General features: G+C 69.4%; 13 protein-coding genes and 2 CRISPR repeat arrays. Of the genes, 9 read left to right on the top strand and 4 right to left on the bottom strand.

Annotated features, from left to right (window positions below; translation table 11 throughout):
• Window position 1 precedes the first annotated feature (1 nt).
• Window positions 2-1,240 carry a cation:proton antiporter domain-containing protein gene (locus tag PJ985_RS08925; RefSeq protein ID WP_271683064.1) on the bottom strand — a complete coding sequence of 413 codons (1,239 nt, stop codon included), beginning with the start codon at window positions 1,238-1,240 and terminating at the stop codon, window positions 2-4.
• A gap of 524 nt (window positions 1,241-1,764) precedes the next feature.
• On the opposite strand from PJ985_RS08925, the gene PJ985_RS08930 reads away from it, so the two are divergent.
• Entirely contained in the window at window positions 1,765-2,121 is a 357-nt protein-coding gene (locus PJ985_RS08930; protein ID WP_271683065.1) for a hypothetical protein, read from the top strand.
• A 77-nt stretch (window positions 2,122-2,198) separates the two neighbouring features.
• Window positions 2,199-2,899: direct repeats of the CRISPR family, unit length 29 nt; unit sequence GGGACCATCCCCGCATGCGCGGGGAGCAC.
• 216 nt (window positions 2,900-3,115) lie between these two features.
• On the opposite strand, the gene PJ985_RS08935 is transcribed toward PJ985_RS08930, so the two are convergent.
• The 3 genes from PJ985_RS08935 to PJ985_RS08945 all read right to left on the bottom strand — a co-directional run bounded on the left by PJ985_RS08935 (window position 3,116) and on the right by PJ985_RS08945 (window position 4,363).
• Window positions 3,116-3,460 carry a DUF7848 domain-containing protein gene (locus tag PJ985_RS08935; protein WP_271683066.1) on the bottom strand — a complete coding sequence of 115 codons (345 nt, stop codon included), beginning with the start codon at window positions 3,458-3,460 and terminating at the stop codon, window positions 3,116-3,118.
• Window positions 3,461-3,581: 121 nt separating this feature from the next.
• The gene (locus tag PJ985_RS08940; RefSeq protein ID WP_271683067.1) at window positions 3,582-3,941 is read right to left on the bottom strand and encodes a hypothetical protein; all 360 of its coding nucleotides are present in this window, start codon (window positions 3,939-3,941) and stop codon (window positions 3,582-3,584) included.
• Entirely contained in the window at window positions 3,938-4,363 is a 426-nt protein-coding gene (locus tag PJ985_RS08945) for an ATP-binding protein (protein ID WP_271683068.1), read from the bottom strand. The genes PJ985_RS08940 and PJ985_RS08945 overlap by 4 nt, the downstream gene beginning before the upstream one ends.
• Before the next feature lie 251 nt (window positions 4,364-4,614).
• Here PJ985_RS08945 and PJ985_RS08950 point away from each other — a divergent pair, with 251 nt between their 5' ends.
• From PJ985_RS08950 to cas6e, 8 genes are all read left to right on the top strand, one after another.
• Complete coding sequence (locus tag PJ985_RS08950; protein ID WP_271683069.1) at window positions 4,615-5,484, top strand: helix-turn-helix domain-containing protein; 870 nt, start codon at window positions 4,615-4,617, stop codon at window positions 5,482-5,484.
• Complete coding sequence (locus PJ985_RS08955) at window positions 5,484-5,708, top strand: DUF397 domain-containing protein (protein WP_271683070.1); 225 nt, start codon at window positions 5,484-5,486, stop codon at window positions 5,706-5,708. The genes PJ985_RS08950 and PJ985_RS08955 overlap by 1 nt, the downstream gene beginning before the upstream one ends.
• 1 nt (window position 5,709) lies before the next feature.
• Window positions 5,710-6,409: direct repeats of the CRISPR family, unit length 29 nt; unit sequence GGGACCATCCCCGCATGCGCGGGGAGCAC.
• A gap of 304 nt (window positions 6,410-6,713) precedes the next feature.
• Window positions 6,714-9,710 carry a CRISPR-associated helicase Cas3' gene (gene cas3 / locus PJ985_RS08960; RefSeq protein ID WP_271683071.1) on the top strand — a complete coding sequence of 999 codons (2,997 nt, stop codon included), beginning with the start codon at window positions 6,714-6,716 and terminating at the stop codon, window positions 9,708-9,710.
• Window positions 9,700-11,361 (top strand): type I-E CRISPR-associated protein Cse1/CasA, encoded by a 1,662-nt coding sequence (gene casA / locus PJ985_RS08965; protein WP_271683072.1) that lies wholly within the window; start codon window positions 9,700-9,702, stop codon window positions 11,359-11,361. Before cas3 ends, casA begins: the two co-directional genes overlap by 11 nt.
• Complete coding sequence (gene casB, locus PJ985_RS08970) at window positions 11,358-12,089, top strand: type I-E CRISPR-associated protein Cse2/CasB (protein WP_271683073.1); 732 nt, start codon at window positions 11,358-11,360, stop codon at window positions 12,087-12,089. Before casA ends, casB begins: the two co-directional genes overlap by 4 nt.
• The gene (gene cas7e, locus PJ985_RS08975) at window positions 12,086-13,279 is read left to right on the top strand and encodes a type I-E CRISPR-associated protein Cas7/Cse4/CasC (protein WP_271683074.1); all 1,194 of its coding nucleotides are present in this window, start codon (window positions 12,086-12,088) and stop codon (window positions 13,277-13,279) included. Before casB ends, cas7e begins: the two co-directional genes overlap by 4 nt.
• Window positions 13,276-13,989 (top strand): type I-E CRISPR-associated protein Cas5/CasD, encoded by a 714-nt coding sequence (gene cas5e / locus PJ985_RS08980; protein ID WP_271683075.1) that lies wholly within the window; start codon window positions 13,276-13,278, stop codon window positions 13,987-13,989. Before cas7e ends, cas5e begins: the two co-directional genes overlap by 4 nt.
• Complete coding sequence (cas6e, locus tag PJ985_RS08985) at window positions 13,989-14,765, top strand: type I-E CRISPR-associated protein Cas6/Cse3/CasE (RefSeq protein WP_271683076.1); 777 nt, start codon at window positions 13,989-13,991, stop codon at window positions 14,763-14,765. Before cas5e ends, cas6e begins: the two co-directional genes overlap by 1 nt.

Genomic DNA, 14,765 nt, shown 5'->3' on the forward strand with positions numbered 1-14,765 from the left:
GTCACGGACGGGCGCCCGCGCCCGAGTCGCCGCCCTTCCGCCGGCCGGCCGCCCTCCGGTAGAGCACGAGCCCGGGAACGGTCGTGACCCCGTGCGCGAGCGTGCTCGCAGCGACGACCAGGGTCCCGGCCGACAGCACCAGCGGATCGACGCCGAGCCGGTCGGCCTCCAGGGTCAGGTAGAACAGCGCCGCGACCCCCACGGGGCCGAACCACCCCAGAAAGAAGGCGTCGCGCCACTCCAGGGACAGGGGCCGCTTCAGCAGCAGAAGCACCGGCAGCCGGCGCAGGAACAGCACCCCGAGCACCAGTACCGGCCCCTGCCAGCCCAGCTCCCCCCACTCCTCCCACGGCAGCATCGCCCCGAGCACAACAAACAGCGGCAGCACGACGAAGGTGTTGATCGCCTCATCGATCTGCGCGTCGCTCGCCCGCTCGTCCGCCGAGCTCCCCCCGTTGAACGCCAGACCGGCGACGAAGACGGCCAGAATGTCATCGACGCCCAGCAGCCCCGCCGCCCCGAGCACGAAGAGAGCCAGCAGCAGACTGAACACGAGCACCGGACCGTGCTCCGTGGCGCCCCTCTCCTCGGACTTGCGCAGGATCCGCCCGCCCACCCAGCCGGCTGCCGCACCGAAGGCAACCGCCCCCAGCGTCTGCCACAGGGACTCCAGCAGCACATCCCTCCCCGAACTCGCCCCGGCGATCGCCACCGCCGCGAGCACGAGGGGCATGGCCAGCCCGTCATTGCCACCGGACTCCAGGGAGAGCAACTGCCGCGTCCGCTCCGACACGGTCCGCTCGGCCTTCTCACCGGTGACCGCGCTGGAGGCCAGCACCGGGTCCGTGGGACACAGCGCGGCGCCCAGCAGCACCGCCGCGGTCAGACCGGCGCCGAGGACCACGGCCGCCACCGCGGTGCTGAGCAGCGCCATGCCGAGCATGGCCACGGTGAGCAGCAGCACCACAGGCTTCACCAGCCGGCGCACTGCACGAAGCGGGTAACGCAGGGCCACCGCCATCACCGAGATCGCCAGCAGAATCCGGGAGACCTCGTGCAGCTCCCGGTGCCCCTCCATCACCGTGGGCAAGTCGACTGCCCCCAGCACGGCCGGGCCGAGCACCACCCCCGTGACCAGGCCGAGCAGCGGCCCGGTCACCGGCAGCCGCTCCAGGCGCCCGGCGAGCGCGGCCACCAGCAGGGCAAGAACCCCGACAACGGTCAGCAGGAGGTCCAGCATGCCCGGCCGAGTGCCCCACTACGGCCGGTGCACTCCCCGGCCCCACCCGTCCGGCTGTCCGTGCCGCAGGCCCTGCGGCACGGTGGGTGCCTGTCCGCCGCAGCCCTGGCCACGGCGAACAGATGACCACCTGGCCAGCGCGGAACGCTCGACCGTCTCAGGGGCATCGAACGTGCGTCCAACCCATCCCCGCATGCGCGGGGAGCGCCGGTCGGCCCGGCCCCCGGCGGCGGTCAGCAGGTCGGGGAGAGAATGATGTGCTGCCCGATATTGACCGCGTTCGGCTTCTCGAAGATCGCTTCGTCGGGGATGCCGAGTTCGAGGATGTACCCGATCCGCTCCCGGTCCGGCGGACAGGCCCGACCAGACCGTTGACCTCTGGGCTCTCACGAGGAGGCGGGCTTCGGTCGGTGGGGGCCGAAATGGCCCGCACGTCAAGGGACTAGCAGAAATTGCCGGAATGGCGCTTCACCCAGACGGACCCAGAAGGCTGCTGTACAGTACCGCCAACTAAAGGAGTGTTCATGACAGCCTTACGAATGCGAAGCTGGCGCCTGATCGGCGCCCTGACCGCCGCGATGCTTCTTCTGACCGGGGCGCAGGCCGCGGCCGGCACGCAGTCCCAGCAGGCTGCGGAGCTAAGCGAAGTCACCACTCAGGTGGCTGACATGTCTTGGTCGTGCACGATTCCGTCCGGCTACACCTACGACCGATATCAGTTCACGAGTAATTGCTACGGTCAGTCGTACTGGTATCGCGTCCGGGTCCCGGCCGACAACATGTGGTCGTGCACGATTCCGTCCGGCTACACCTACGACCGATATCAGTTCACAAGCAATTGCTACGGTCAGTCGCAGTGGTACCGCATCCGGGCTGTCTGACGCCGATGGCTTGATGTGGGTTGCGCGGTGCCCCGGATGGGGTTGCCCTCGACTCGGGATCGGCCGCTTCTCCGCATGGGACCATCCCCGCATGCGCGGGGAGCACGCCGAGTTCGCACCTCGACCGGGGCCGTTCTTGGGACCATCCCCGCATGCGCGGGGAGCACCGCCCAGCACGCCCACGCCGACGGCACCAACGCGGGACCATCCCCGCATGCGCGGGGAGCACAAGCGGAGACGCTGACGGACGCGGTGCTCACCGGGACCATCCCCGCATGCGCGGGGAGCACACGCTGCCCGCGGTTGTGCGTACCCCACCCGGGGGACCATCCCCGCATGCGCGGGAAGCACTGCTCCCTCGGATCCGAGCTGCCGATCGATGTGGGACCATCCCCGCATGCGCGGGGAGCACGACATGGCGCGCTCCGAGGAGGGGTCAGCGGAAGGACCATCCCCGCATGCGCGGGGAGCACCGACTCACTCTCGTATTGGAAGAGGGAAACGAGGGACCATCCCCGCATGCGCGGGGAGCACAGTGCGACCGCACGACGGACCGGGCCCGGCTCAGGACCATCCCCGCATGCGCGGGGAGCACGTCGCCAGGCGGATGTACCCGTGAATCGTCCGGGGACCATCCCCGCATGCGCGGGGAGCACCGTCTGTAGTCATGGCTGGAGCCTCTTTCGTCGGGACCATCCCCGCATGCGCGGGGAGCACGGGGGTACCGTGACAATGCCACGGCATTTGGCGGGACCATCCCCGCATGCGCGGGGAGCACACTTGCTGGCCTGCGTGTTTATCGGCGGTGGAGGCCCGATTCCTTTACTTCTCGAAATTCCGACATGTTGCACATGAGGGACGCATCTCCCTCCTGGGTGTCTTCTGTCACGTGGTGAGTTCGCGCAATCCTACGACCAACTGTCTTCGGTCAGCGGGGGAACGGGCGGTCTTTCCTCGAGCTCGTAGGCATCTGAGGCCCCGAACTCGCGCTCGTTCAGGGCCGCTGAGCCCACCGGTGGCCGGAAGGCTGAGGTGGTGGGTCCTTCATTCTGGCGCGCCAGGGCCGGGTGATGGTCTGTGTGTAGGCCAGGTGGTGAAGTTGGGCGGCGTGGTGGAGCTGCCAGTCCTGGGCGGTGCCGAACTCCACTCTCGTGTGGGACTTGGCGCCGCACGCATCGCAGGTCATGCGATAGGTGGCGGGGGCGGCGTCTGCTGCGCTGTCGGGTTCACTGACCCAGAGTGTGGGGCGCAGCATGGTGCGCGGGCGGGAGAACATCAGGACGTGCTTCCTGGCTTGTTGTTGGGCGGGGCGTGGAAGGTGAGTTGCGGGAGTAGCCATGCCGAGACTGGGGATAGTGCACGGATGCGCTTGGCCTTCTCGATGTCCGTCAGTGGCCTGGCTCCCGTACCCGACAGAGGTGGCGAGTTGTCCGCCGACTGGGACTGGGCGGAGGGGCGGTTCAGGTCTTGCGCGTTGCTTCCTTCTCGGCTTGTGGTGTTGGGTCGTGGGGGACGGGGCGCAGTGCGAGTTCCCATAGGCAGTCGGCTCCGGTGCAGGTGTAGAAGACCGCCTGGCCGGACTGGAGAAGTCGCCTGGTGCGAGTGCCGGCCACGTCGTGTGCCCAGGTGAGGAACTGGGTCGCGGTGGTGGGTTCATGGCGCCCGAGGCTGGCGGCAATCTGACTTGCGCGTTCTGCGGCCCAGCGCTGCACGTCACCGGCCCGGAGGGCGAAGCTGTCTCCCAGGTGGAACATGCACGGTTCAGGGTCGGCGCAGTAAGCGATGGCCTCGGCTCGGTAGGCGCAAGGCGGCGCGCTCAAGAGCCCTCCTGGTTTACGGTCACGAGTGGGACGGTGAACCACACCCACTTCCCGTCCGGCGTGCAGACGTAGCCCAGCGCCCGGGTCATCTCCCGCAGCAGCCACAAGCCCCGACCGCTCTCTTCCTCCGCGTCCGGTACAAGTACGGCGGGCACCTTCAGGGATCGGTCGAACACCTGGGCCAGCACTGCGTCGTCCACCCGACGTACCTCCAGCCGGCACCGCCGGTCCTCCACGTGTCGGCACACATTGGACAGCAGCTCGGACACCCCCAACCGCACCACTTCCACCGCGCCCCGGTCGCCACCCAGCGCGGCAACAGCCGTGCCCGCTTCGCCGCGCCAGTGAGCAAGGTCTTGCACAGTCACTTTCAGCGCCCACACCCCACCGATGTGGTCGACGCCTTGCTTCGTCACTGTCATGGGCACCTCCGGCGCCATGGAGGCGCTCTCTGTCGTCAGGGCACGGGTGCGTGCATGCGCATGCCGTCATGGTTCAGTCACGGTGAGTGCGCACGTCATACGTTGCAGCATCACTGAGGGGACGTCAATTCACCTGACTGTCAATTGACAAGTCATATGGTCGACAAGAAATCTGAACTGCCTTTACGTCACTTGGATAGGGCTGCACCTGCGGTAACCTCACCTCGCATCAGGCCGGTCAAGGAGGGGCGATGGCTACCCGTACGAGCACTCTGCTCATGTCGCGCATCGGGCTGGGGAGGGCGCTGCGACGCCTTCGGGACGACAACGACATGACCATCGCCGAGGTGGCCGCGAAGCTGCGCTGTGATGAGTCGCTGATCAGCAGGATCGAGACCGGCAAGCGGCCCTGCTCGCACATCCACTTCTCCAGGCTGATGACCCTCTACGAGGCGCCTGAGCCTGAACGCGAGAAGCTCGCTCAACTACACGCCGAGACTCGCGAGCGCCGTCAGCCCTGGTGGTCTCAGTACAGCGACATCATCAGTGCGAACTATGAGCGCTTCCTTGCCTTCGAAGACGCTGCGGAAAGAGTGCTCGAATTCCAGTTTGGGTTGCTGCCAGGTCTGTTGCAGACTGAAGGCTATGCGAGGGCGGTCACCGGCGTGGGGTTCGACTCTCTCGGACCTGACCAAGTGGACGGTTTGGTTGAGGTGCGGATGGTGAGGCAGCGCAAGCGACTGCACGACACCACTCGGCCGCTCGTATGCATGTACGTCGTCACTCAAGCAGCACTGGAGTTCCAAGTGGGAGGCCGGGAGGTACACAGGCAGCAGTTGGGCCATCTGTTGGAGCTATCGGATCATGAACGGGTGGCCATCCAGGTCATCCCCTATGAGAAGGGTGAGGAGGGCTGCCAGATCGGTGGCTTCATGATCTTCGAATTTCCGGGCGACATGCCCGAGGTGGCCTTCGGTGAGTCGGTGGCGGGAAACGCCGTCTTGGACGACCCTCGCGACTTGCGGCGCATGCGTCGTCTCCACAGAGGACTCACCGCCGTAGCTCTCAGCGAATCTGACACCAAGAGCCTCATCATGCGCACGAGAGACAGGAGAAACTGATGGAGAAGCAAGACTTGTACGCGATCGACCCGGCTTTGCTGTCCTGGAGGAAGAGCAGTCTTACGGCAAATTCTGGCCAGTGCTTTGAGCTCTCTGCACTCCCGGGAGGCGGTGTGGCCGTCCGGGACTCGAAGAACCCGAGCCGCCCGCACCTCTGCTTTACGGCTGCGGAGTGGGCAGCTTTCAAAGGTGGCATAGCCCTCGGCGACTTCGACGACCTTTGATTGCACCATCCCCGCATGCGCGGGGAGCACGAGCGCGCCGGAGACAAGGCGTACGGCGGGAAGGGACCATCCCCGCATGCGCGGGGAGCACGGTCAGCACCACACAGAACAGCCCCGGCCGGAGGGGCCATCCCCGCATGCGCGGGGAGCACGCGCACGGGATTTCCGCGGCGGACGCGGAGACGGGACCATCCCCGCATGCGCGGGGAGCACGAGGCCGAGGCCGTCCCCGAGGTGCCGTTCGGGGGACCATCCCCGCATGCGCGGGGAGCACCACTGCGTGGGCACGCCTACGGCGTTATACCGGGGACCATCCCCGCATGCGCGGGGAGCACGGACTCCGCCAGGGTGCGCCAGGCGGAGATGCGGGACCATCCCCGCATGCGCGGGGAGCACCGAAGCCCTCGAAAATCCCGGGGGCGACCATGAGGACCATCCCCGCATGCGCGGGGAGCACATTCGGTGCCCCGGACGGAATCCATCCGGGTTGGGACCATCCCCGCATGCGCGGGGAGCACGATCGCGCGTAGTAGAGGTGTCGATCACCAGCGGGACCATCCCCGCATGCGCGGGGAGCACACGTGCCGTCAATCCAGCCGTGCGCATCAACCGGGACCATCCCCGCATGCGCGGGGAGCACGGCCGCGCGGTGGATCTCCGGACACGCTGACGAGGACCATCCCCGCATGCGCGGGGAGCACACTTGCTGACCTGCGTGTTTATCGGCGGTGGAGGCCCGATTCCTTTACTTCTCGAAAATCCGACACAACGGTCATCAGTGACGAATCTCCTGAAGTGTTGCTCGGCGGTTGGCGCTTACACCATCCTACGGTTCGCGCTGGTCGTCGGCAGTGACACTTCCGTAGAGGGGTCCCGCCGGCAGTCCCCAGGTCGGGGGGCGTGGCGGGCTGGTGCGGGCGGGGCAGGGTACAGGCCAGCGGGCGAGTGCGGAGGACTTCGGTGATCTTCCTTCTCTTCCTGGCAGTCTGCGTTTAAATGCTTTTCATGACTGCTGACGACGCCTTATGCGCTTGGTCCGGGACCCTGAGCCCGGCGGCGTCCTCGGCATGGGCGAAGCACGACCGGGACACCGACGGCTGGTTGCCGTTGTGGCGGCACATGGCGGACTCGGCGGCTGTGGCGGGGAAGCTGTGGGACGAGTGGCTGCCTGCCAAGGTGCGAGGGCTGATCGCTGAGGCATTGCCCGGTGGCGCGGCGGATGCCCGACGGCTCGCTGTCTGGCTCGCCGCCACGCACGACATCGGCAAGGCGACGCCCGCGTTCGCGTGCCAGGTGGAAGGGCTTGCCGACCGTATGCGTGCGGCCGGTCTGGAAATGCCGTTGCAGAAGCAGATGGCTGACCGACAGCTGGCGCCGCACGGTCTCGCCGGCCAACTGCTGCTTCAACAGTGGCTGATGGACCGGTATGTCTGGGCGAAGCGGGCCACCCTGCCGTTCGTGATCGTCGCCGGTGGCCACCACGGGGTGCCGCCGGGCAACTCCGACATTCAGCAACTGGCCGTCCATCCCGCGCTGCTGCGCACCCCCGGGAGTGAAGCGCAGTGGGGGCGTGTGCAGGAGGAGTTGCTTGACGCGGCGGCTGCCGCCTGCGGAGTTCGGGAGGGTCTGGAGTCGTGGCAGCGAGTGAAGCTGCCGCAGCCGGTGCAGGTGCTGCTCACCGCGCTGGTGATCGTGGCCGACTGGATCGCGAGCAACCCGGAGTTGTTTCCGTATTTCCCGCAGGAGACCAGGTCCGGTGCGGTCCGCGTCGAAGGGGCGTGGCGCGGACTGGATCTTCCTGCTCCCTGGTCGGCGAGCGAACCCACGGAGGACGCGCCGGATCTGTTCGCCGCCCGGTTCCAGCTGCCGCCGGGCGCGCGGATCCGGCCGGTGCAGGAAGCGGCGGTCCGGATGGCGCGGGAGATGACCGCGCCCGGGCTGATGGTCATCGAGGCCCCGATGGGTGAGGGCAAGACGGAGGCTGCGCTGGCGGTCGCCGAGATCTTCGCCGCCCGCTCGGGTGCCGGGGGCTGCTTCGTCGCACTGCCGACGATGGCCACCGGGAACGCGATGTTCCCCCGGTTGCTGTCCTGGCTCAACCGGTTGCCGGACGCACGAACCGGCGGAAGAGCGGACGAGCGGAACGGTGCCGGTACGGGTGCCGGAGCGCATTCGGTGTTCCTCGCCCACTCCAAGGCCGGGCTCAATGAGGACTACGCCGAGCTCATGCGCGAGGGAAGCCGACATCGTCCGGTCGCCGACGTCGACCGGGACGGCGGTGGCGATCAGCGTGCGCACCGGGCTGATGTGCAGTCCGCGTCTGCCGAGCTGGTCGCGCACCACTGGCTGCGGGGGCGCAAGAAGGGCATGCTGTCCTCCTTCGTCGTCGGCACGATCGACCAACTGCTGTTCGCCGGGCTGAAGAGCCGCCACCTGGCGCTGCGGCACCTGGCGGTCGCGGGCAAGGTCGTCGTGATCGACGAGGCGCACGCCTACGACACGTACATGAATGCGTACCTGGACCGGGTGCTGTCCTGGCTGGGGGCCTACCGGGTGCCGGTCCTGGTGCTGTCCGCCACCCTGCCGGCCGGCCGGCGCCGCGAGCTCGCCGAGTCCTATGCCGGCGCGGCTGCCGGGGCAGCCGAGTTCGCCGACGTGGGCGCGGCGGACGGGTACCCACTGCTCACCGCGGTGGCGCCGGGTGCGGCGCCCCGGATCGCGCAGCCCGGTGCGTCCGGGCGCCGGACCGCCGTACAGGTGGAACGGCTGGACGACGACGTCGAGCTGCTGGCCGACCGGCTGTCGGACGAACTGTCCGGGGGCGGCTGCGCACTGGTGGTGCGCAACACGGTGGACCGGGTACTGGAGACCGCCCGCTGTCTGCGGGAGCGCTTCGGTACGGACCGCATCACGGTGGCGCACGCGCGGTTCCTGGATCTGGACAGGGCGGAGAACGACGCCGCCCTGGTGGCCGGCTTCGGCCCCCCTGACCGTGCGAATGTCCGGAGACCGGAAGGCGCGCACATCGTGATCGCCAGCCAGGTGGCGGAGCAGTCCCTCGACATCGACTTCGACCTGCTGGTCACCGACCTGTGCCCGGTTGACCTGCTGCTTCAGCGGATGGGCCGCCTGCACCGCCACCCACGCGGCGCCGGTCAGGCGGACCGGCCCGCGAAGCTGCGGGCGGCCCGTTGCCTGGTGACCGGTGCCGAGTGGAAGGCCGAGCCGCCCGAGCCGGTGACCGGGTCGGAGCGGGTCTACGGCTCCCACGCCCTGCTGCGCTCCCTAGCCGTCCTGGAACCCGCCCTGACCGCCCACCCGCCCCCCGGGGCGGCAGCGCGCCCCGGGCCCGCCCCGCACACCGGGGCGAGGAACGTCGTGCGTCTTCCCGAGGACATCAGCGTGCTCGTCCAGCAGGCGTACGGCACCGGACCGGTGGGCCCGGAGCCCTGGCAGCAGGCGATGGGCCGGGCGCACGAGGAACACCTGCGGGAGCGTGCGGTCAAGGTCGACAAGGCCGGCGCCTTCCTGCTCAACGCGCCGCGTCCGCCCGGCCGTCCCCTGGTGGGATGGATCGAGGCGGGAGTGGGGGACGCCGATGACACCCGCGCGGGCCGGGCACAGGTCCGTGACAGCACGGAGAGCCTGGAAGTCTTCGTGGTGCAGAGGCTCACCGACGGCACTCTGACCACCGTGCCCTGGCTGACCCGGGGACGCGGGGGGCGCGAGCTCCCCACGGACGTGGTGCCCGAGCAGTGGCTCGCCCGCACGGTCGTGGCCAGTGGACTGCGGCTGCCGCACCACTTCTCCTACCCCGCCGTCCTCGACCGGGCCATCGAGGAACTCGAAACCGAGTGCGTCCCCGCCTGGCAGGCCCGGGAGTCGTACTGGCTGGCCGGGGAACTGCTGCTGATCCTCGACGAGGAGTGTCGCACCCGCCTGGCAGGGTTCGACCTCCGCTACACCCGATCCGACGGCCTTGAGGTACACCGTGTCGACTGAAGACCCCCCGCCGTCCTACGACTTGACCACCCAGCCCTGGCTTCCTGTGCAGCGGGCCGACGGCTCCGAAGCGCTGCTGTCCCTGCAGGAAGTGTTCGAGCAAGCGCACTCGCTGCGCCGGCTGGTGGGGGACGTCCCCACCCAGGAGTTCGCGCTCCTGCGCCTGCTGCTCGCCATACTTCACGATGCGATCGAAGGACCGGCCGACGTGGACGAGTGGGCCGAACTCTGGGAGGAGAAGCACCTGCCGGCCCGGCAGGTGACCGAATACCTCCACCGGCACCGGGACCGCTTCGACCTGCTGCACCCCCGGCACCCGTTCTTCCAGGTGGCAGACCTCGCGACGGCCAAGGCGGAGGTGTCCTCACTGGACCGCATCGTCGCCGATGTCCCCAACGGGGAACGGTTCTTCACGATGCGCGCCCGGGGGACCGCCCGGCTCGGGTTCGCCGAGGCGGCCCGGTGGGTCGTGCACGCGCACGCCTTCGACCCGTCGGGCATCAAGTCCGGTGCGGTGGGCGACCCCCGCGTCAAGGGCGGTCGTGGCTACCCCCTCGGGGTGGGGTGGGCCGGCAGCCTGGGCGGGGTGCTCGCTGAGGGCGCTGACCTCCGCCAGACGCTGCTCCTCAACCTCATCGCCGCCGACACCGACCACCTTCGCTTCCCTCCGGACGACCGGCCCGCCTGGCGGCGGGAACCCACCACTGCGGCGCCCGCAGCGGACCCGGCGTCCGAAGTCCGCCCCTCCGGCATCCGGGACCTGTACACCTGGCAGACCCGTCGGCTGCGGCTGCACTTCGACGGTGACGGGGCATACGGGCTTGTACTGGCCTACGGTGACCCGCTTCCCGCCCGCAACATGCACGACCGGGAGCCGATGACGGCGTGGCGGCGCAGCCCCGCGCAGGAGAAGAAGCTGGGGCTGGCGCAGGTCTACCTGCCGCGGGAGCACGACCCGACCCGCAGCGCCTGGAGAGGGCTCGGTTCCCTGGTGGCCGGTGAGGTGCATGGTGCCGCGCAGCGCCAGGAGGCGGCAGCGGTCGTCCGGCCGCGAATCCTGGACTGGGTTGCCCGGCTCACCGTTGACGGGGTACTGCCCCAGGATTACCTGATCCGTGCCCGGCTCCTCGGCGCCGTCTACGGGACGCAGCAGTCCGTGATCGACGAAATCGTTGACGACGCGGTCGCCATGCCCGTCGTGCTGCTCCACGAACGGGACAGCGGCCTCGGCCGGACCGCGATCGACGCGGTGGCCGACGCGGAGAGCGCGGTCACTGTGCTGGGTGACCTGGCCACCGACCTGGCCGAGGCAGCCGGCGCCCCGGCCGACCCGCCCCGGAACGCGGCACGCGACTCGGGGTTCGGCGCACTCGACGGCCCCTTCCGCAGCTGGCTGACGACGCTCGCACCGGGCGACGACGGCGCGCAGCGCCGCGGCGTGTGGCAGAGGGAGGCCCGCAGAGTGGTCGGCGGACTGGCGGACGGTCTGATCGACAGCGCCGGAGAGGCCGCATGGCAGGGCCGGGTCATCACCACCGCGACGGGTGCTGTGTGGCTCTCCGCCTCCCGGGCCGAGACGCGGTTCCGCAGAAAGCTCCGCCAGGCCCTTCCCCTGACCACCGTAGAGCCGAGCAGCGAGGCGCACCCATGACCACCACCACCGGTACGGCAACCACCAGGCCCGCTGCTCCGTCCGGGAGGCACCCCCGTCTCGATATGGTCGGCACCTTCGTGGAGGAGCAGATCCTGCCCTTGCAGCGGGCGTACCTGAGCGACCTCAGCAGCGGGGTGGCCACCCTCGCTCAGCTGCGGCGAGGCGCCGGAAAGCCTGTGGAGGAAGTCCCCGAGCTGTGGGGGCTCACCTCGGACGCCCGCCTCTACAGCCAGGCGCCCGCCCACCACGAGGGGCCCTGGCCTCCCGAGACTGCCGCGCACATCGCGCTCACCCTGTACGCGCTGCACCAGCAGTCCCACCGCGACGTGAGGATGCATGTGCCGGGCAGAGAGCTGGGCAACGCGGTCCGCCGCCTGATGCCTCCGGGGGATCTCGACGAGCCGCTCCGCAAGCGGTTCGTGCAGGCCGGCAGTGCCACGAACATCGACGTGCTCACCAGCCGGCTCCGGGCAATCGTCACACTCCTGCGCCGCGCCGCGATCCCCCTGGACTACGGGCTGCTGGCCGACCAGCTGCTGCTCGCCCAGCAGCCCGGCGGCATGAGCCGCGTACGCCGGGCGTGGGGGCGTAGCTTCCACGCCTACCAGGCGAAAGCCGCCGAGGGCACAGAGCCGAGCGGGACGCCCGCCTCCGGTGGCCCTGCCAACCGCACCGACGCCACCCACACCACCACCGACGGCACCACCGAGAAGGACGCCCAGTGAGCCGCATCATCCTCGACCTGCACGTGCTGCATACCGTCCCCCCGAGCAACCTCAATCGCGACGACACCGGCTCGCCCAAGACCGCCGTCTACGGCGGTGTGCGGCGCGCACGGGTCTCCAGCCAGTCATGGAAGCGTGCCACCCGGCTGGCTTTCGACGGCCTGCTCGACCCCAGCGAACTGGGTGTCCGTACCAAGCGCGTGGCGGAGCTGCTGGTCGACCGCATCCGTGAGATCGACCCGACGATCACCACCTCGGAAGCGCTGAGCCTGGCCGCCGTGACGGTGTCCGTGGCCACTGGCTCCACGGTGGAGGCGCCCAAACGCAAGGCGGACGCGGCGAAGAAGAGCGGTGAGAAGCAGCCCGCGCCCGAATCCTCTTACCTGATGTTCCTCAGCGAACGGCAGCGCGAGGGCCTGGCGCAGCTCGCTGCCGAAAGCAAGGAAGACCCGAAGGCGTTCTACAAGCAGAAGGCGAACAAGGACCGGGCGAAGAAGGCCGCCGATACGCGGCACTCGGTCGACATCGCCCTCTTCGGCCGGATGGTCGCCGACGACGCGGACATCAACGTCGACGCCGCTGCGCAGGTGGCCCACGCGCTCAGCGTGCACGCGGTGGACAATGAATCGGACTACTACACCGCCGTGGACGACCGGAACACCCGGGCGGAGCCGGGCGCGAGCATGATCGGCACCATCGAGTTCAACTCCGCAACCCTCTACCGCTACGCCGCCCTCGACGTGGATCTGCTGCGGCGGAACCTCGGCCAGGGACTGCGCGAAGACGAACCGCTCACCGAGCCGGTACGGCGCGCCGTCGAGGCCTTCGTGCAGGGCTTCATCACCTCGATGCCCACCGGAAAGAGCAACACTTTCGCCAACCACACCCTTCCGGACGCGGTGATCGTCAAGCTCCGCGGCGACCGTCCCATCAGCTTCGTCGGCGCCTTCGAAGAGCCCGCACCCGCCATGGCGGGGAACGGCAACCTGCGGGAGGCGTGCGACCGGCTCGCCCGCTACATCCCGGACGTCGAGAACATGTACGACGCGGAGGACGGCGTCCTCACCTGGGTACTGCGGACCGGGGACAGCACCGCAGAGCTTTCCGGCCTCGGTACGGAGGTGTCCTTGAAGAAGCTCGTCTCCGCTGTCGGTGAAGCCGTCACGCGGCGCCAGGAGCCCACCGAATGAGTGTGCTCACCATGCAACTCGCCGGCCCCCTGCAATCGTGGGGGGCCACCGCCCGCTTCGCACGGCGAACCACCGAGCACGCGCCCACCAAGAGCGGCGTCATCGGCATGCTGGCTGCCGCGCAGGGCCGGGAACGCACGGACGACCTCACCGACCTGGCAGCGCTGCGCTTCGGCGTCCGAGTCGACCAGCCCGGCACCCGCATTCGCGACTACCAGACCGCCCGGCACTTCGACACGGCCAAGTCCATGCCGCTGTCGGAACGCTTCTACCTGGCCGACGCCGTCTTCGTCGCCGTGGTCGAAGGTGACCACGACCTGCTCGCCGGACTGCTCGAAGCCCTGCGGAAGCCCGTTTTCCTTCCCTACCTGGGGCGCCGGTCCTGCCCGCCCTCCCGGCGGATCGACCTCCGCCTCCTCCCCGGTGCCCACCTCGAAGAGGCCCTCGCCCAGGAGGAGTGGCGCGCGGCCGGCTGGTACCGGAGCAGGCAGCGCCGCCGTCCCACCATGGAACTGGAGACGCTCATCGAGGCCGCTCCCAGTGACGGCGCCGCCGGCACCCTCCGCGACCAGCCACTCAGCTTCGACCCCCGGCACCGCAGCTACGCCCTGCGGGCCGTCCGGTACGGCACCGTTCAGGTGCCCACCGGGCAGCCCCGCAGAACCGCACCCCCCGACCACGACCCGATCGCCGCCCTGGGGAGCGACTGATGCACCTCACCCGCTTCCGCTTCAACACCGCACGCGGGGGAGCCCGCAAGCTCCTGTCCTCCCCGCAGGCCCTGCACGCCGCAGTCATGTCCTCCTTCGCCGACGTGGTCCCCGGTGCCCCGGACACACCGCGGGTCCTGTGGCGCACCGACCACAACGCCCGCGCGGAGGTGTTCCTCTACCTCGTCAGCCCGGACAAACCCGACCTCACTCACCTGGTCGAGCAGGCCGGCTGGCCCACCACAGCCACCTGGCAGACGTACGACTACAGCGCCTTCCTGTCCCGCCTCACCACCGGCAGCACCTGGGCCTTCCGACTGACCGCCAACCCCGAGCACAGCATCCGCCGCAAGCCCGGCGAACCCACCAAGCGCACCGCACACCTCACCCCGGCCCATCAGATGGCCTGGCTCCTCCAGCGCCAGGAGAAGGCGGGCTTCCGCGTGGTCGAGAAGCCGGAGGAGCAACGCCGTACCCGCGACGACGTCCACGAACTGATCGTCCACGACCGCCGCAGCCGCTCCTTCGACAAGCGCCACCGTGACGAGGACGGGGGCACTTCCCGGAGCGAGGGTGACGTTGCGGGTCAGGCTGAGAGCAGCGGGCGAACGGGGCAGGGCAGGGGCCGCGCCGGCCGCGTCACCCTCGTCACCGCCACCTTCGACGGACGCCTGCGGGTCACCGACGCCGACAAACTGCGCCGCACCCTGACCGCCGGGCTGGGCCGTGCCAAGGCATACGGCTGCGGCCTCATGACCCTGGCCCCGGTGAGCTGA

The organism is Streptomyces sp. ACA25 (genome assembly GCF_028200735.1).
Lineage (GTDB): Bacteria > Actinomycetota > Actinomycetes > Streptomycetales > Streptomycetaceae > Streptomyces.